Source organism: Streptococcus sp. CL9.43, assembly GCF_049737935.1.
GTDB lineage: Bacteria > Bacillota > Bacilli > Lactobacillales > Streptococcaceae > Streptococcus > Streptococcus infantis_I.
Window position 1 is genome coordinate 100,035 of record NZ_JBKOTS010000003.1, and the last position, 18,104, is coordinate 118,138.

Sequence of the window (18,104 nt, forward strand, 5' to 3'; positions counted from 1 at the left end):
ACTTATAACCCTTTTGCTGTTCTTTTATGAACGTTTGAGTGGTATCACGGATACCAAAGGAGGAATCATATGTCTAAAGTAGCTATTGTTACAGGTGCAGGTCAAGGAATCGGTTTTGCAATCGCAAAACGCTTGGTCCAAGATGGTTTTAAGGTTGGAGTATTAGACTACAATGCTGAAACAGCTGAAAAAGCAGTTGCTGAGTTGTCAGCAGAGAATGCTTTAGCTGTTGTAGCAGATGTGTCTAAACAAGCGGAGGTTGCTGCAGCTTTCCAAAAAGTTGTAGACCATTTCGGAGACTTGAACGTTGTGGTAAACAACGCTGGTGTCGCTCCGACTACACCTCTAGATACGATTACAGAAGAACAGTTCAATCGTACCTTTGCTATTAACGTCGGTGGGGTAATCTGGGGCGCACAAGCTGCTCAAGCTCAATTCAAAGCACTTGGTCACGGTGGTAAAATCATCAACGCTACTTCTCAAGCAGGTGTTGTTGGAAATCCAAACTTGACTGTTTATGGTGGTACAAAATTCGCTGTTCGTGGTATTACTCAAACATTGGCGCGTGATTTAGCTGACTCAGGCATCACTGTTAACGCTTATGCTCCAGGTATCGTTAAAACACCAATGATGTATGATATCGCTCACGAAGTTGGGAAAAATGCAGGAAAAGACGACGAATGGGGTATGCAAACATTCGCAAAAGATATTACATTGAAACGCCTATCTGAGCCAGAAGATGTCGCTGCAGCGGTTAGCTTCCTTGCTGGACCAGATTCAAACTACATTACAGGTCAAACCATTATCGTCGATGGTGGTATGCAATTCCATTAAGATAAAAAAAAGAGGTTGGATAATAATCCAACCTCTTTTATCATCTCTATGATTTCAATTTCCAGAGTCATTTTTTTGTTAGTTAAACTAATCTTTCATCAAGACTAGGAATACTCTCCTGCTCTATATAGTATGATTTTCCCTGTTTTAATAGAACACAAGATTAGGAACAGTTTGGATATCCATTTTTTCTGCGAAATCATCAAAAAATTAAAGATTCCCATTGCCGCCATGGATACGTTTATTGACTCTTTCGCGCGCCATTTCAAGAGCATAAAAAATCACCTTTTCTAGGTGATTTTTTCATAGTCTCTTATTTTTCCAATTCAAGCAAAACACTAATGGCTGATAGAGAATAAAGTGGCGCTGTTTCTGCTCGTAGAATGCGAGGCCCAAGTCCTGCAAGGACTGCTCCTTTGGCTTCAAAAGATTCAATTTCTGCAGGGGATAAACCACCTTCTGGACCAAAGATAAAGAGCAGTTTAGCTCCCTTTTCTAACCCAGCAACAGCTTGGATAAGCGCAGCTGATTCTCCTTCTTTGGCTGACTCTTCATAAGCAACCACGACACGATCAAACTGATCAAGTTGTGCTAAGAAGTCTGATTTTCTCTCAAACAGCTTTATGCTCGGTACCAAATTCCGCTTGCTTTGTTCTGCTGCTCCAAGGGCAATTTTTTCTAGTTTCTCAACCTTTTTCCCCAATTTCTTGCCATCCCACTTGGCAACTGACCAGTCGGCAGGAAAGGCCCAGATTTGGCTAGCCCCCAGTTCCGTCACCTTTTGAGTGATAAACTCCAGCTTGTCCCCCTTGGGAAAACCTGATGCGATGGTCACTTGGACTGGCAGTTCCACATTGTCAGCTAGTTCTTCAACCAATTCAAACTGACGAGCCTCTACATCTAGCACGCGCGCCAAATGCTTGATCCCGTCATTAAAGACTAGGGTCACTTGGTCATCCTCTTTCAAGCGCATAACTTGAAACATGTGCTTGCTGGTTTCCTTGTCCTCGATAGTGACTGGTGAGCTAGCACTGCCTTTGACAAAATACTGTTGCATTCTAACCTCCAATCACACCAGAAATATCCTTGGTCTTCTTGAAGACACAGGCATTCCACTCCCCTTGGATCATATGGGTTTCAAGGAAAAATCCAGCTGACTCCGCCGACTCGCGCACCATGTCCCACTTGTCCTTGATAATCCCACTCATGATGAGGTAGCCTTCGTCCTTAACCAAACGATAAGCATCCTCTGTCAGATGAATGAGGATATCCGCCAAGATATTAGCTACAATCACATCTGCTTCAATCTCAACACCCTTAAGCAAGTCTCCTGCTGCTACATGGATGTTTTCCATGCCTGGATTGAGTTCAATATTTTCCTGAGCGACCCGAACTGCTACATCATCTAGGTCATAGGCAAAGATTTCCTTAGCACCAAGTAGAGAGCTAGCAATGGAAAGAACCCCTGAACCTGCCCCCACATCGATCACCGTTTCACCACCACGAAGGACCTGCTCCAAGGCAAAAAGACTCATCTTAGTGGTTGGATGCGTACCTGTCCCAAAGGCCATACCTGGATCTAGCTTGATAATCTTTTCGCCCGCCGTCGCTTCATAGTCCGTCCATGATGGCACGATGGTCAAGTCATGGGTAATGCGAGCTGGTTCATAGTATTTCTTCCAGTTGTCCGCCCAGTCTTCCTCAGCCAAGGCAGTCGTTCCCATCTTGACCTCTCCCAAATCCATAAAATCGGTCAATTCTGCTAAGCGAGCCTGCAAATCCGCTTCAACCGCTACCACATCAACCGTTTCGGGATAGTAAGCTGTCACCACGATTTCTTCTTGTTGCTCCACCTCAGGGAAAATCTCACCGAAGCGATCGACATTGCCCACATAGTCCTTGCTGTCTTCAATAGCAACCCCTTGGGCGCCTAACTCGATCAAGAGATTGGAAACTAATTCCTCTCCCTCACGCTTAACCGTTACTTTTAACTCTTGCCATGTTTCCATTTTGTATTTTCCTTATTCTTCTTAAATTCTTCAATCACATCTGTATAGTGTTCTTTCATTGCGCTATGAATCTGCTGTTTAAAAATACCAAACATAAGATAATAAACAAATAGAACAATTCCTGCAAGCAGTAGCAGTAATAAAAAATGTACTGAAAGGGGCAGTACGAGACCTTCACCACTCAGTAAGGGTAAAACAAGCATTAATCCCCAAATAACAGCCATAGAGATCCCAGCTACTTTCGTACCACTTTCTCTCTGCTTCTTTAACTTTAAATATTCCATGTAAATGAATGTAGCTTCTTCCCTAGAGTATTGTCCAGTTTTTAGTTTGCGTTTAACTTCCTTGTTTAACGTGGTTGTTGCAATCGCAAAAATCATTTCACTTCCTCCAAATAATCCCTCAATCTACCCTGCAACTGCGGAACTACTTGACTGGATGTCAAAAATTCCTCAATGTTCATCAATTTATAGCCCTGCCCTTCATCTCCAAAGGTGATACTGTCAAACTGTTCTTGACTTAGTTGCCCGACCATAAATACTGACTGTCTGCCTTCATAGAGCATGCTGGGATAGACCTTACTCCAGAGCAGGCAATCTTCGGTCAAGTGAATGCCTAGTTCCTCATAGACTTCACGCGCCGCGCATTCAAATGGGCTTTCGTCCCCTTCACAGCCACCACCTGGCAACTCCCACATATTGGGCCAAGGAATGCTGGACTTGTCATCACGCAGAATAGTTAGGACACTATCTCCACAAAGTAAGGCAATCTTGCAGCCTGTGAAATCAGAAATCTCTAGCTCCATGCTAGACTCCTAATATCTCGGATAAGGATAAAATTCTCCTTCTTCCAAGCCAACTTTTCCTTCTTCAAAGACTTCTTGGTTCCATTCCATGACAAATTCTTCTGCTTCTGGGTCTTCCAAAAAGTCCATGAGGGCATCTAGTCCAACCTCTGCAGTATCTTTGAGGAATAGTGCAAAATAAGCTAAAAATTCACGAGAAAAACCTTTCTTCGGCAGATAAGGGATGGCTGTGAGATACTCTTCTGCATTAACTGTTGACTTGGCAGGGTTATAAAAAAGCACCGCTTCTTCAAAGAGGATATCGTCTGATGACACCTCTCCATCCTCATCTAGCATCTCCACTCCTGCAGGATTTTGCGCCTCTAGCAGAAAACTCACTTCAACCGCATGATTACGCTTGTCCCAACTAATCTCATAATCAAAAGGAAAGTTCTTATCCAACTCTTCTTGTAAAACATCTAAAAATCCGTATGTTGCCATTTTGTCCTCTTTCTATACGACTCTTAAATCGCCCCGAATACTCGGAAATATGCTAAAATAGATACTACCATATTACCACATTAGTATCAGAAAATCTATGTTAGAAAGGACTGCTATGCCAGACAATCTCGCGCTTCGTATGCGCCCCAAAACCATCGACCAGGTCATCGGTCAGGAGCATCTGGTTGGCCCAGGTAAAATCATCCGCCGTATGGTGGAAGCCAATCGCCTATCCTCTATGATACTCTACGGACCTCCAGGAATTGGTAAGACCAGTATTGCCTCAGCCATCGCTGGAACGACCAAGTATGCTTTTCGGACCTTCAATGCCACTGTTGATAGTAAAAAACGTCTCCAAGAAATCGCTGAGGAAGCTAAATTCTCAGGTGCCCTTGTACTGCTACTAGACGAGATTCATCGCCTTGACAAGACTAAACAAGACTTCCTCCTTCCTCTCTTAGAAAGCGGTCTAGTCATCATGATCGGGGCGACAACTGAAAATCCTTTCTTTTCTGTCACGCCAGCCATTCGTAGCCGTGTTCAGATTTTTGAGTTGGAACCCTTGTCTAACCAAGATGTCAAAGAGGCCATTCAAATCGCCCTGACTGACCCTGAACGAGGCTTTGATTTCCCTGTTGAGTTAGATGATGATGCCCTTGATTTTATCGCAACATCTACCAACGGTGATCTCCGTTCTGCCTTTAACTCGCTGGATTTGGCAGTTCTCTCCACTCCAGCTAATGACAAAGGTATACGTCATATCACGCTTGACATCATGGAAAATAGTCTGCAACGGAGTTACATTACTATGGACAAGGATGGAGACGGGCACTATGATGTTCTATCTGCCCTTCAAAAGTCTATTCGCGGATCAGATGTGGACGCTAGTCTCCACTATGCTGCTCGCTTGATAGAGGCCGGTGACCTTCCTAGCCTAGCTCGTCGTTTGACTGTGATTGCTTATGAAGATATCGGTTTGGCCAATCCCGAAGCCCAGATTCATACCGTGACTGCTCTGGATGCAGCACAGAGGATCGGTTTCCCCGAAGCCCGCATCCTCATTGCCAATGTTGTGATTGATTTGGCCCTTTCTCCAAAATCCAACTCAGCCTATGTAGCTATGGACAAGGCTCTGTCTGACCTTAAAACCTCAGGTCACCTACCAATCCCACGTCACCTGCGAGATGGCCACTATAGTGGTAGCAAGGAATTAGGCAATGCCCAAAACTACCTCTATCCACATAACTACCCAGGTCACTGGGTCAAACAAGAGTACTTGCCAGAAAAAATTCGCAACCATAGCTACTTCTCACCAGAAGATAGTGGAAAATACGAACGTGCCCTGGCTCAACGCAAGGAAACCATTGATAAATTACGAAACTTATGAAATCCTTTTCAAAATTTTTAATTTTCCCTTGATTTTTTTTGAAAAAGTGGTATCATATAATCATAGAAACGCTGTGGTGTACGACTTCACATTTAAGTGTTGACCGACTATTTTTTGTATTATTAGGGAAACAAAAGTCTTCTAACAGCATGTAGGCCGTCTCACACGGAAACAGCTTCAGTTAGAGCGAGTTGCCCACCTGCTTAATTGCGCGGGTTCAATACAAACCGTGAAGTTTCGGCACCAATACAGCTTTTTATTTGCCTCCTTAGCTCAGTTGGTAGAGCAGTAGACTCTTAATCTATGGGTCACAGGTTCGAGCCCTGTAGGGGGCATCTAAATCAACAGGAAAAAGCCTTGATTTATAAGGCTTTTTTGCTTGTCTATAACTGATTTGCCCCATCATTTGCCCCACATTTTTTTTATGAGCAATCTTTCCAGACATCTCTGATTATGAAAAACAAAAAAGCTATCCTACCTTTGCAAATTTGGATAAGATAGCGGAATATTTTAATGCAACTCCAACCCAACTCTTTGGAACGAGTAAAGAGATTGAGTTAGAAAAGAGTGTTCTTGAATCTAATGAATACTCTGATAAAGTAAGTGAAATCTTAAAAGCTGTCAAATACATCGAGCATTTCCTACATACTGATGGACAGTACTTAGAGGATTTACTTTACTTAACAAGAGGCAACCAACTATACACAGAAGATGGAGATGAGTTGTATATTGATCCAACTTCTCAGAAAAGAACACTTCATAACCAATATGAACCTGGTTTTATTGAAGCAAGGGATAAATCTCCACTAGAACTCTTAATTGAAAATAAGGAATTGTTTGATAAATAGAAAAAGCGAGGATAACCTCGCTTCAGATTGAAGTTAAAATCTTTAGAAGACACTTTTATAAGGACTTTGTCTTCAATCTGTGAAAAGGAGTGAAAACTCCTTTTCTTTTTGTAAGTCAGACTGAAACTTCCAAATTGTTTATTTATTTTATTGACATTTTCTATAAAAATAAGTACAATAGTTTTATTAGAAAACTATACTATATAGGGGGTATTGAAATGAAATTTTCTAATCGTTTACTGCTATTCCTTGCAGGAGTTGTTTTTGTCCTTTTAGGACTTTTCCTATTTACAAACCCAGTAGCTAATCTTGTTGCTTACAGCTGGTGGATTTCATTTGGTTTACTGGTTTCTTCTATAGCAGCTATTTTAGGCCATTTCTCTGCACCAAAAGAGCTTCGCTCACCTGTTTATCTTTTCCAAGGATTTGTTAGTCTTCTCTTAGCTCTTTACCTCGTTGCTTATGGCTTTGTGACCCTGCCGGTCGTCATTCCGACCATTGTAGGAATTTGGTTAATTGTAGAAGCCATTATTGCTTTCTTTAAAGGCAATCGTCTAAGATTGATTTTCCCTATTATTGGTAGCAATATCACGTGGGTAGCCTTGCTTGAATTTTTACTAGGTCTAGTGATTCTGTTCAATCCAGTGGCTACAGGTGTCTTTGTCGTTTATGTCATTGCCTTTTCAGTTTTAGTTACTGGCTTCACCTACATTATTGAGGCCTTTCGTAAATAGTCTAGTTGCTATTTCTATCGCATTCAAAAAAGCTGGGAAATCATATTCTCAGCTTTTTTGTCTCTTTAATTATCACTTTTTCGCATTCCATTCTGCGTAGAAATTTGTTTTTCCATTTTATTCTCCAATTTGATCTCGCACTGACATTTATTTATAACAAAACTATATATCTAGAATAGCATAATCATTAGGTATTATAGGTTTTCAAACAAAATACGAGTCATTCGTTTTTGCCCCACTTTTGCCCCATTTTTAAATCCTGACATTGAAAATACCTAAAAGTATTTCCCTAAAATCAGCTATATTTCAACATTTTTGTTTATTTTCAATATGAAAAGTTCTTACAAATTCATGTCGTTATCCTGAGAATAGTTAGAATAAATTAAAATAAGGTCTTTATCTAACACGAAAGCCACATATGTTTATTTTTCATTAACTTGTGTAATGAAAAATAACTGAAAATCTTTTGCATCTTTCTGAGTCGGAAAGTCAATTATAATATTGTCCAACGCAGTACCAAACCACCTATTTGCCGACCTTTTTCTATTGCTTTTACAGATAGGAGTATTCTTCCCTTAGCCAGCCAACGGTTTATCGACTTCATCCTTGCTAATAAACACCTGCTCTGTTAAGACGGGACACTCTTATCCCAAAAAAGTTCCAAAGTCTCACCTGACTCTGGAACTTTTTGATTTCTACACTTATTGTTTGGCTTCCTGTTTTAATTGTTGCACCTGTTCCTCGTACTGGACAAGCTCCTTGTCTTTTATATTGATAGTCGCTTCTGCTTCAGCAATGCGGCTTCTCAGATCTTGAGTCTTGCTATGGTGATAGCTAATACCAATAACACTACCAGCAATGATTCCGATTACTAGACAAGTAAAAATCACCAAAATCAAGGAAGCAGATAGTTGTGTAAAGACAAGACTGACAGTTACTGTTTGACGATTGAGCAGACCAAAGCAGATCACAATGACTAATAAGATCAAACCGCCAATTAGATAAGCCTTATCTTTCAGTGACAATTCATTAAATTTTTTTAGCATAAGTTCCTTTCCTCCTGACTATGTTGATAGAAAACTACACAACATTTAGACATTAACCGAAGCCATTCTACCAGAAAAATTCGATACTGTCAATAATTATTTGATTAACACTCCGTAACTCTACTTGAGTATTTACACATAATTATTGACAGTATCCCGATTTGAACTCGCACTGACATTTATTTATAACAACACTATATATCTAGTATGGCATAATCATTAGGTATTATAGGTTTTCAAACCAAATGTGAGTCATTCGTTTTTGCCCCACTTTTGCCCCATTTTTAAATCCTGACATTGAAAACACCTAAAAGTATTTCCCTAAAATCAGCTATATTTCAACACTTTTGTTTATTTTCAATATGAAAAGTTCTTACAAATTCATGCAGGGGGCATCTAAACAACAGGAAAAAGCCTTGATTTCAAGGCTTTTTTGATGTCAAATAACTTTTTGTAGCAAATCATTATAAAGGTTTTCCAACCTTATCAAACTTATCATTTATTCTCAATCAATTGCTAGCAATATTTGATAAGACCAACTGTTTTTTACAGTACAGAGCTAGTCTATAATTAACTAAACTATACTAATTTGTGCCCATATTACATGGCCAATCCGCATAGAGATTAAAATGGGCTATTATGAATTCATAAATTTTCGCAACAGAACAAGAGCAAGTCATTTAGAAATAAAAGAGAAGAGAATCTTTCACTCTCTTCTTAGTATATCTTATTAAATTCAGTCTTTCTCAATCTACCTGATTTTCCTTTGCAACGACAAATTCTTTAACCAATCGATAGATAACAGCAAATATGGGTGTAAAGAATATCATCCCAAGTAAGCCAAAGAGATTGCCTCCAATACTAGCAGCCGCAAGCGTGAAAAGGGCTGGCAAACCAATAGACTGACCTACAACTCTAGGATAAATAAGGTTTCCTTCAATCAGCTGTATAACTTGATATAGAAGAAGAGAAAGTAAGGCTTGAGTAGGACTCACTGTGAAGATAAAAATCGCTCCCACAACACAAGCAATCATAGGCCCTACATAAGGAATGAACGATAGCACTCCTGCAAAGATACCTGTCATTACTCCATAGGGTATCCCAAACACGCTGTAACCAACCGCTATCATAACTCCTATGATAACTGCTTCAATCAGCTGACTCATCAAAAATTGGTCATAAGTCTCTAGTGCTACTTGTCCAATGTAAGTCAACTTTATCACCACCTTCTCTGGAAGAAAAACTTTTAGAAGTCGACTCGTCATCGCTGCCAAATGTTCCTTACTGGATAAAAATAAAAAGGTGAAGACTATAATCAAAAAGGCATTCATCAAACTTGAAAAAATATTGCCGATATTACTAGTCAGACCTGATAAAAAACCTATCAAAGCTTGGCTAATAGAGCTAGACTGTCCCTGAATTCCTGATACGATAGTTGACAACATGTCTTTGGTTACAAATTCCGAGCTGCCTAGCAATTTCCCAAGTTGAGTAAGGACTGTTGAAAGGACTGTTCCCAGCTGACTAATAGTCTGGGCTAGGGTTGGCAGCACCAAAACCAAAAGAGCAATCACGATTAAGATAAGAGCTAGGAAAACAAGTACCATGGCAATCGGACGACGCAACTCTGCCTTTACCTTCAATTTAACTAAGTACTGTTCAATTTTTTTCATGGGAACATTGAGCACAAAAGCAATAACAGCACCATAAATCAAGGTTGATATTACATCAAAGAGAGAGATTGCTCCTGATATAAAGCTCGATGCATTCAGAATTACAAGAGCAACCAGCCCTATAAAAAGTATTAACGGGGTGTATTTTTTTACTAAGTTCATAAATTCTCCTTAATAAACATGTTTAGATACGACTATACTATTTGGTTTTTCAAACTCTCGATTAAGGTAGGCTTGGTAAGTTCCTGGAGCGATAAATCCTTTGGGTGAGAGGATATCGGTGCCAGCCTGACCGACTATGGTATCAGCCAAGAGCACACAGTTTGTAGATAAGACAAAGTAGGATTTAAACTTAGATTTGATAAATTTATAAAGTTCCCCATCCGTCTCATGTCTGATTTTATAAGCGTAGGTGTAGTCTTCCTTACCATCTTCCGTTTTAATTTTATCTGCGCTTGGCTCCCAAGGAATCGTTAGTTGTTTTAATTCAGCTAATTTTTCCTGAACCGCTTCTTCCATTTCCGGTGTCAAATCTATTCCGTAACCAAATAGCGTTTTTTGACTCTCCCGTTTACATAAGTCAATGTACTTATCACGGTCGCAAAAATATAAAACACCATCTCCAACCATACCAAATAAGGTCTCAGATGACGGATCATAGTTTCCATAAGAAATCACACGTCCTTGATAACAAAGGTCCACATGACCAATAGCTGAAAATAGAGAAGTCTCCGCTGTATGAACGAAAATTTCAAGATCTGCTGTCTTACCAAACTTCACCATTCCAAGATAGATTTCCTCTTCCTCATCAGCATTTTCCTGCATGAATTTATTGATTTTTGCTAAAGTACTTGCAGGGATGAGAGCGGCTAGGGCAATAGGTAAGCTCATTCTGACACGACGTTTGAGATGGTTTTTCCCAATTTCCTTTTCAAATAAGAAACCGTCACGGATATTGGACACACCATAAAGGAAAAAATAAGCCCCTAATACAAAGAGTTGAAAGACAGAATTTCCTGTAGAGGACAAAAGACTAGTCCCACCAAGAAAAACTAGTACGAGACCATCTAGTAAGAAACGAAAACGAGGTCGAATTTTGTTTTTGCGGTAGAGAACATAGGTGACAAGGTTGATACTAGCATGAAAAATCTGAGAAATTCCAATCACAAGAGCCAAAATATAAATTGGCACATCAGTAGCAAGATTCGAGCCTAGCAAATATCCCATCACTAACAATTTAACCAGTGCAACTCCCAAGGTGTCCGTTGACTGACTTTTTTTGAAAATACGTAATACTAAATCTAAGACCGTTGCTATCCAAGCTAAAAACAGAACCAGTCGAATAACCGTCACTGGCAACCAAGTTCCCGTGACCATCAAGATAAGACCTAGCAGAACAAACAAGAAACCCTGAACAAGTAATTTCTTACCTGTCAGACCTAAAGAAAGAATTTTTTCCATAAAAGACCTTTCAAAAATAATAATTAAGCCCTTTGATCAAATTGACTGGTAAATAGCTGACGGCACAAACAGCCTGTGCCAGCAAGACATGGCGACTGACTGTAGCAATGTCACCATCTTGTCTTTTGCACTTCTGAAATTTGTTTTATTGATTCGAAAACAGAGCTTATAAAAACTAGCTAAACTTGAGAGATAAGTACAATTGAGACGAAAAAATGTCTAACCAATACTACTTGTAAAGGTAAGAAAATATTATTTCTATTCTATTAATGATTTATATACTATCTATTATGACACAATACTCACTATAGTTCAACTTTTTACCTATTTAAAACCATAAAGCCTACATAACTCTTTGAAGAGAACAAAAATCTGAATGTAATAAGATAGTACCCATTACCCATATTATAATTAGATTATGAATTGAAGCTTTTTGGAACTAAAATTAGGAATAATTGAGAAAGTAGGGAGGGAAATTTTGCTTTTACCCCATTTTGAAATAATTTCATTTTAGATTTTTCTAAGTTTCTTTCAAAGAGCCTGCAGGGGGCATCTAAACAACAGGAAAAAGCCTTGATTTACAAGGCTTTTTTGTTTTTCTAAAAGATTTTCTCTAGATATTTAGCAGAATCCCAAGATAGTTTCTCAATGTTCCACTTCTTCCTTAAATCGTACTTTTCCTTGGCTGTATAATCTCATAATCTTCACAAAGCGAACTGGATTGTTTTGGTTATACAAAAGAAATACTGAAAAGAATAACAAGCCAGCAAACCACAAACCATAGCCTTCATCACCAATCGGTTGGCCAAATTTTAGAGGAAGAATCAAGAAATACAAAAAGTAATAGATAGACACTATATTTACTACAAAGCGAGCAAATCGAAAAGGTAAAGCAGACAGTTGTCTAGGATCAAACTGGTTTTTCACAAACAAATTATGAGATGCGGCATAGTAAAAGGCTTTCTCTGTCGTCGGCTGTGCTCTGCGAACATTTTTATAGAGTGCTCGTTCAAGTAAAGCAACCAGCGAGAAAAACTGCATCAACCAAAATAGAAAAATACAAGCTAGACTAAACCAGTTATAGACACCAATAAACTTGAGGGAAAAGAAGCCCGAAATTGCAGGCCCACCTGCTAGTAAGAGAATTACCAATTGAGGAATAAAGGCATTCGTGTCACCAGCTTTTTCAGTATTGAGCAACCTACTCTTTGGAGCAGCTAGAGCCTCTCCTGTCTTTTGGTCATAATAAACAGCCTGTCCATCACATTCGCCGATAAAGACACGACGGCGTCCGAGAAAAAACATATTGACCTCTTTCTATTTATGAAAACAAATTCTCAAAGTCTCCTAACCATTAGGAATAAATCTATAGACGAGAATCCTACTCTTCATATTCTGGGTGTTTGCGTACATAACGCGCCGCCTGAACTCCATCCACTATGAGAGCTGGTAAAAAGAGGTTCATCAAGATGCCTAAGAACACACCAAAGATATTCTCAATGTAACCAGTAAGAATGACTGGCGCTAACACGACAGCAACAGAAGCAACACCAAAGTTGAACGATCGTTCGTGCTTCTTGTCATTGTCATCGCCACCATAAGTCTCCCATCTGTTGAAAGTCCAGATTTTCCCCTGATTTTTAGGAAGATAATACCAGGAGTAGAGACCAGTAGAAAAAAGCAGGATACAGAGAGCTACAAGATTGTAAATAAGTGCCCAGACTGAATAGATTCCGTCATTACCAACTAGCATAAGCAAGCCAATAAATGTCATGTCAACGTTTAAAATCAAAACAAGTATAGAAACAAAAAGATAGATAAAACTCTTAAATCTCACAATAAAACGATCGAAGAATGAGAGTGGGATTGCTACACCACTAATAAACATGCAAATAATGAACAAGATTTTATATATGCCAATACGATCGATATAGGTCGTCCCAAAAAATCCTATAAAAGAGACTCCTAGTGTAATCCAAGGTAGAAGCTTGATATAGCCTAAACTAACCCCATTTGTAATCAAAGGGCCATGGTAACGTTCTTCAATTACTACTTTCTTTTTCTTTGAAGCTTTTGACATAAATACACCTACTTATCTGGTCTGAATGATATTTTAACACTAGTATACCACAAACTATATGCTAGGCCATAGGATAGCTAAGGTTGCAGATTACTAAAAGGTTGACAGAACTTCGCTCCATAGGATATGATGGGAATACCTAGAAATTTTACTCTCCACGACCTATACTACTTCTACTGAAAAAGCGGTGGCGAGTTCAATTCTATATCTGGAGGTTTCTATGAAAATCTATTATTCAAAATTTGTCGGTGTCGGTTATCTAGTCTTTGCGGCGGGTGTATTCTTTCAATTTTTCTTTTTCCTTGCGCATGGATTGATCGACTTTTCCCAGCTTAGTCTTCTCACTGTGGTTCCAACCATCCTCTTTTTCGCTGCTATCTATTCAACGATTGCAGGCATCAAAAGACTGACTAGTCGTAGACTCTCCTTTGAATTCACCTTTGAAGGTATTTATGTCTATCCCGGGCTCTTCTTTTCCAAGGAAATTTTCATCCCCAAAGAAGAATTGTTGCGAGCATCGTATGTCGAAGTGGATGTCAGTGACCCCGACCATGTCAACAGCAAGGCTTGCTATTTAGACTTCGATCTGAGAGAGGTGACCCAGCTAGAAGATATTTCTAAGTCAAACGTCATCATCGATACAAGTGTTCTAATATTGCGGCTCGCCCTTAGCCTCTGTCGATTTAGAGAGGAAGAAAAAGCCGAGTTGGCGACCTATCTAAAAGAAAACTACGGAATTGATTTCTTATATTAGAAAGCAATAAAAAAAGCCCTGTTGTAGGGCTTTTTGTGTTGTTAGCGATTTAGCATATGCTACGTTCCGCTTTCATCCTGTTCTTTCTTAAATCGCACTTTTCCTTGGCTATATAATCTCATAATCTTCACAAAGCGAACTGGATTGTTTTGGTTGTACACTAACACGAGTGCAAAGATTACTAATCCAGCTACCCAGAATTCATAACCAAGTTCAATCTCCTGACCAAACTTTTGAGTGTAATTATAAAAAATATATAGCAAATAGATATTAGTGGCAACTATTAGAAAACGAACAATTCGGAAGATTTTAGTAGACAACTTAGCTGGATCAAAGTTATCTTCCCCCACCATCAGGTTATGAGAAGCTGCATAATGAAAAATCTTTTCTGTCGTCGGCTGGGCCTTGCGTACATTTTTATATAGAGCTCGTTCGAGTAAAGCAACCATAAACAAAAACTCAGCCAACCAAAATAATAGGATAAAGGTCAAACTGGTCCAGTTATAGACCCCGATACTCATAGCCGCAAGGAAGCCAAAGCCACCCGTTCCACCGGCCATGAAGAAAATCACCAATTCAGGAATGTAGGCGTTGGTCTTCCGAGCCCCTTCAGTATTGAGTAGGACACTCTTGGGAGCAGCTAAAGCCTCTCTCGTCTTTTGGTCATAATAGACCGCCTGACCATCACATTCGCCAATAAATACTCGACGCCGTCTAAGAAAAAACATTCTAACCTCTTTCTATTTCCTTTGTTATATTTACTTCTTAACTCGACTATTTCTGTACCGTTCCACTGCCTTCAGCCATCGGATCAACCAGACAATGTGTTTTCGATTTCCACGCGCAACATCTGTATTTAAGAGCTTACTTTTAGCAGTACCTATATCTATACTTAAGCATATAAGATCCGATACATATTTTCCATGAAGCCATCAATCTCTCCTCGAACAATTTTCAACAGACGATCTTCTTCGGATTGCGAGATAGAGACTCCTTCTCTTTTTCCACTGTCGTTATCCTGAGAATAGTTAGAATAAATTAAATTAAGGTCTTTATCTAACACGAAAGCTACATATGTTTGTTTTTCATTAACTTGTGTAATAAAAAATAACTGAAAATCTTTTGCATCTTTCTGAGGAGGGCTGATTTTCAAATGTACTTCTCCTTCTATTTCAAGCGGATAAATAACTCCATCTAGACGAATAGCACCATCAGATGGAATGATGTACCCCGCTTCACGTATTTGAGATGCGTACTTTTCCGACCTCATTAAATAATGAAGAGCTTCAATTCTATCCTGTTTTTCAAAAGCTGTTTTTAGAGTACTAGATTCTTGAAAATTTTTATTAGTGAGATAAAAAGAAATGACTAATAAGATAAAAGATACTATTATCAACCACTTAAACTGTTTCATTTTATCTAACATTATTCTTACCACCTCTTTCTAAATAGTCAAAGAAGGCTTTCTGATTCTTCTTTCTCTCTATCTCTTCTTTTTAATCTGATAATAAATAAAACTAATAGTGGTATCCAAAAGAATTGAATAACCAAAAGTTCTTATTGTCCATATAAGCCAAATCGGGCTATTTTCAACATTTATCTTAAGTATCTTCAAACTTACTGCAAGAGTCAAAAATAAGACAACTTCTGTAGTTAAGCGGTGCTTGGCCTTTTTAAGGTCTATGGTTTTCAAAAAGGACTGACTCTTGGTTTCCTTAGGTACTTCTTCCCAATAGGTCTTATCCTTACTTCTTAGATAAAGTAGATAACCAACTTCGACGATTAATCTTGAAAAAGCTGAAATAAACACTATATTGCTCACAATCCCAAATGTTTGCACATAATACCCGGATAAACTAGCCAATCCCCCGCCTAGCAAAGTAACTCCTAGAATAATCCAAAGGGATGGTTTACTGTAAACACTTGAAAAGGCTATATAGTTAGCAGTTGTTCGTTTTTCTGAAAATCCTTTTCTTAGTTGCTTTTTTAACCAACTGGCATTATAAACAATTAACCCCATGAATAAACCAATGGAACTTAACCAATAAATCAGCGAGTAGATCAGCGAATTTTTTAGAACCTCATTCGTTAAAATAGTGAGGATATAATCCATTAAAACCAATGAAAGATGAATCCCATTGATTAGTACAAAGAGCATCGCAGTACTAAAGAGTTGATGTTTATAGATGAATGTCTTGCTGAATGACATAATCTGACAGCCCAGCATGAGCAATAGAAGGAGACATAGAAAAAGAAAAGGGACATTAGAAAAGGGATCTACTGTGAACTGCTCCTTGATAAAAAAGTATACATGAGTCAGGTCGATGCTCAATACAAACAAACCAGCCCAGGCCAAACTCAACATTCTAACAGAAGCTCGCGTGGAACCCAGCGCTTGAAAATATTCCTTATTTAATGCTTCTGACTGACGGTTCATATCCCACTACTCCTCTTCTAGTTGACTGCTTTTGTTCAACTTCTTATAATAGCGTTTGCTGTACCATTCGCGGTCGCTAATTCCCAGATATTCTTTGTATTCCAGACGACGTCCTAAAAAAAACATCTTTACCTCTTTCTATTTCCTTTGTTATATTTCCTTCTTAACTCTACTATTTCTGTACCGTTCAACTGCCTTCAGCCATCGAATCATATTATTTTGCCACAGCAATAGAGCTGCGACAGCCGGCAAAATCCCCATCAGGCTTAAAGGGAATAGCTCACTGCCGATTGGTGTTCCCATCATCTTTAAAACGAGCATGGAGAAGATAGAAATCGGACCAGCTAAGCCCATGACAGCCATAAAGACTGTGAAAACCCAAGCAATTAGCTTCTTGCCAAGGGTAACCTTCTTATCTGAAAAATTATTCCAAAAGAGATTGCTATCGACGGCTCTTCTGAAGTTTTCCTTGCTGGTAGGTTGCGCTAAGGCAACATTTTTGTAGAGTGCTCGCTCCACGATCACCAATAGTAAAATGTCTTCCAGCAACCAAATTAGCAGAAAATAAATCAGAGTTCCATAGCTATAGACACCCGTAAAAAAGCGTGTTGCCGGGAAAAGCTGCATGATGCTACTGAATCCTAAAAGGCCACAAATCAACCAGACAATGTGTTTTCGATTTCCACGGGATGCCTCAGTATCTAAAAATTTACTTTTAGGAGCTGCTAGAGGATTTCGTGGCTCATCGACATGGACATAAATAGCCTGACCTTGGCTCTCCCCTATATAAATCACTTTCCTAAAAAACATGCTTTTATTTCCCCTCTAAACGACTGATTTTCTTAAAACTTGCCTGAAAAAGGGATTTTTTCTTCATTTAATCCTCCAATTTTATGACACAATTGATAGATTTTTTCCCAAAGAGAGATAAAAAATGAAAGAATTATAAACCTTGAACAATATTTCCTAGTTGGTTCACTCGATCATGAATGGTTTCCACATTTAAATTTCCATGTTGGTATTCACAAAGAAAGCCATTTTCGTAGAAAACTTGCTCTGAAAGCTGACCTTTTGGTGTATTTGGGCATTCAATCATGACAACATTAAAAACACCACCTGCTCCTGTACCCTCGATTGTATTGCCTCTAAAATGATAAGTGAAGGCCCGGAATTGTTCCCCATTGTAGTTACCAGAGATGACATAGGCAACTTTCCTCTCATGACCACACCCAAAAGGATAATGGCTGAAATTAGCATATTTTTCTACATATGGACTTTGTGTAGGAGTTATAGTGAGCGTATTAGATATCGTTCTGCCTGAGTAATCTCTATAGTTGTCTCTACCTTGAGCTTGGTCAAATTGATAGCCGTGAGCAGTTGCAAATGCTTGGTATTCTTTGTTGTTTTTATTAGCGTAGTTAATAGCCCAATAAACAATCCCTGCTACAAAAACAAAGATTAGTAACATAAAGATGATAAAGAAAATAACAAAAGCCGTACTCATTTTATACTCCTTTTAAAATTGGTTAGAACGCAAGGACATTTCACCACCCTTA

At 38.9% G+C, this 18,104-nt stretch carries 20 protein-coding genes, 1 tRNA gene and 1 pseudogene; 6 read left to right on the plus strand and 16 right to left on the minus strand.

Annotated elements, in window-relative coordinates:
• Positions 1-69 precede the first annotated feature (69 nt).
• Entirely contained in the window at positions 70-834 is a 765-nt protein-coding gene (locus ACLNCS_RS05810) for a (S)-acetoin forming diacetyl reductase (protein ID WP_004250763.1), read from the plus strand.
• Positions 835-1,147: 313 nt separating this feature from the next.
• On the opposite strand, the gene ACLNCS_RS05815 is transcribed toward ACLNCS_RS05810, so the two are convergent.
• Genes ACLNCS_RS05815 through ACLNCS_RS05835 form a run of 5 tightly spaced genes read right to left on the minus strand, consistent with a single transcriptional unit; the run spans position 1,148 to position 4,128 of the window.
• Entirely contained in the window at positions 1,148-1,891 is a 744-nt protein-coding gene (locus ACLNCS_RS05815; protein WP_125391594.1) for a 16S rRNA (uracil(1498)-N(3))-methyltransferase, read from the minus strand.
• 1 nt (position 1,892) lies between these two features.
• Positions 1,893-2,843: a 50S ribosomal protein L11 methyltransferase gene (gene prmA / locus ACLNCS_RS05820; protein WP_424847746.1), complete on the minus strand. Its 951-nt coding sequence runs from the start codon at positions 2,841-2,843 to the stop codon at positions 1,893-1,895.
• A complete protein-coding gene (locus ACLNCS_RS05825; RefSeq protein ID WP_036758379.1) occupies positions 2,822-3,223 on the minus strand; it encodes a hypothetical protein in 402 nt (133 codons plus the stop codon). The genes prmA and ACLNCS_RS05825 overlap by 22 nt, the downstream gene beginning before the upstream one ends.
• A complete protein-coding gene (locus ACLNCS_RS05830; RefSeq protein ID WP_075229766.1) occupies positions 3,220-3,648 on the minus strand; it encodes an NUDIX hydrolase in 429 nt (142 codons plus the stop codon). The genes ACLNCS_RS05825 and ACLNCS_RS05830 overlap by 4 nt, the downstream gene beginning before the upstream one ends.
• A 9-nt stretch (positions 3,649-3,657) precedes the next feature.
• Positions 3,658-4,128 (minus strand): DUF3013 family protein, encoded by a 471-nt coding sequence (locus ACLNCS_RS05835; RefSeq protein WP_424847749.1) that lies wholly within the window; start codon positions 4,126-4,128, stop codon positions 3,658-3,660.
• Between the two features lie 115 nt (positions 4,129-4,243).
• On the opposite strand from ACLNCS_RS05835, the gene ACLNCS_RS05840 reads away from it, so the two are divergent.
• The 4 genes from ACLNCS_RS05840 (at position 4,244) to ACLNCS_RS05855 (ending at position 7,097) form a co-directional block, all read left to right on the plus strand.
• Positions 4,244-5,515: a replication-associated recombination protein A gene (locus tag ACLNCS_RS05840; protein WP_371500416.1), complete on the plus strand. Its 1,272-nt coding sequence runs from the start codon at positions 4,244-4,246 to the stop codon at positions 5,513-5,515.
• Between the two features lie 262 nt (positions 5,516-5,777).
• Positions 5,778-5,850: transfer RNA gene (locus ACLNCS_RS05845), tRNA-Lys, on the plus strand.
• A gap of 96 nt (positions 5,851-5,946) precedes the next feature.
• Entirely contained in the window at positions 5,947-6,363 is a 417-nt protein-coding gene (locus tag ACLNCS_RS05850) for a helix-turn-helix domain-containing protein (protein WP_260467130.1), read from the plus strand.
• Between the two features lie 218 nt (positions 6,364-6,581).
• Positions 6,582-7,097, plus strand: coding sequence for a DUF308 domain-containing protein (locus tag ACLNCS_RS05855; protein ID WP_424847751.1), 516 nt, complete (start codon positions 6,582-6,584; stop codon positions 7,095-7,097).
• 701 nt (positions 7,098-7,798) lie between these two features.
• On the opposite strand, the gene ACLNCS_RS05860 is transcribed toward ACLNCS_RS05855, so the two are convergent.
• The 5 genes from ACLNCS_RS05860 to ACLNCS_RS05880 form a co-directional block, all read right to left on the minus strand.
• Positions 7,799-8,143, minus strand: a complete 345-nt coding sequence (locus ACLNCS_RS05860) for a lipopolysaccharide assembly protein LapA domain-containing protein (protein WP_004250751.1) — start codon at positions 8,141-8,143, stop codon at positions 7,799-7,801.
• 746 nt (positions 8,144-8,889) lie between these two features.
• Positions 8,890-9,978, minus strand: coding sequence for an AI-2E family transporter (locus ACLNCS_RS05865; protein ID WP_004250750.1), 1,089 nt, complete (start codon positions 9,976-9,978; stop codon positions 8,890-8,892).
• Between the two features lie 9 nt (positions 9,979-9,987).
• Positions 9,988-11,277, minus strand: a complete 1,290-nt coding sequence (locus tag ACLNCS_RS05870) for a DUF308 domain-containing protein (protein ID WP_261274733.1) — start codon at positions 11,275-11,277, stop codon at positions 9,988-9,990.
• Between the two features lie 645 nt (positions 11,278-11,922).
• On the minus strand, positions 11,923-12,582 hold the full coding sequence (locus ACLNCS_RS05875) for a hypothetical protein (protein WP_281137496.1): 660 nt from the start codon (positions 12,580-12,582) through the stop codon (positions 11,923-11,925).
• 76 nt (positions 12,583-12,658) lie between these two features.
• Entirely contained in the window at positions 12,659-13,357 is a 699-nt protein-coding gene (locus ACLNCS_RS05880) for a hypothetical protein (RefSeq protein WP_142558723.1), read from the minus strand.
• A gap of 220 nt (positions 13,358-13,577) precedes the next feature.
• Here ACLNCS_RS05880 and ACLNCS_RS05885 point away from each other — a divergent pair, with 220 nt between their 5' ends.
• The gene (locus ACLNCS_RS05885; protein WP_373113815.1) at positions 13,578-14,111 is read left to right on the plus strand and encodes a hypothetical protein; all 534 of its coding nucleotides are present in this window, start codon (positions 13,578-13,580) and stop codon (positions 14,109-14,111) included.
• A 59-nt stretch (positions 14,112-14,170) separates the two neighbouring features.
• Here the strand turns inward: ACLNCS_RS05885 and ACLNCS_RS05890 are convergent, their stop codons facing one another.
• The 6 genes and pseudogenes from ACLNCS_RS05890 to ACLNCS_RS05915 form a co-directional block, all read right to left on the minus strand.
• Positions 14,171-14,839: a hypothetical protein gene (locus tag ACLNCS_RS05890; protein WP_223338310.1), complete on the minus strand. Its 669-nt coding sequence runs from the start codon at positions 14,837-14,839 to the stop codon at positions 14,171-14,173.
• Between the two features lie 164 nt (positions 14,840-15,003).
• A complete protein-coding gene (locus tag ACLNCS_RS05895; protein ID WP_424847755.1) occupies positions 15,004-15,537 on the minus strand; it encodes a thiol-disulfide isomerase in 534 nt (177 codons plus the stop codon).
• Between the two features lie 57 nt (positions 15,538-15,594).
• Positions 15,595-16,548, minus strand: coding sequence for a hypothetical protein (locus ACLNCS_RS05900; protein WP_074324527.1), 954 nt, complete (start codon positions 16,546-16,548; stop codon positions 15,595-15,597).
• Positions 16,549-16,554: 6 nt separating this feature from the next.
• Positions 16,555-16,650: pseudogene (locus ACLNCS_RS05905) on the minus strand (beta-carotene 15,15'-monooxygenase); the annotation flags it as partial.
• A 48-nt stretch (positions 16,651-16,698) separates the two neighbouring features.
• A complete protein-coding gene (locus tag ACLNCS_RS05910; RefSeq protein ID WP_424847757.1) occupies positions 16,699-17,358 on the minus strand; it encodes a hypothetical protein in 660 nt (219 codons plus the stop codon).
• Between the two features lie 133 nt (positions 17,359-17,491).
• Entirely contained in the window at positions 17,492-18,052 is a 561-nt protein-coding gene (locus tag ACLNCS_RS05915; protein ID WP_424847759.1) for a hypothetical protein, read from the minus strand.
• Between the last annotated feature and the right edge of the window lie 52 nt (positions 18,053-18,104).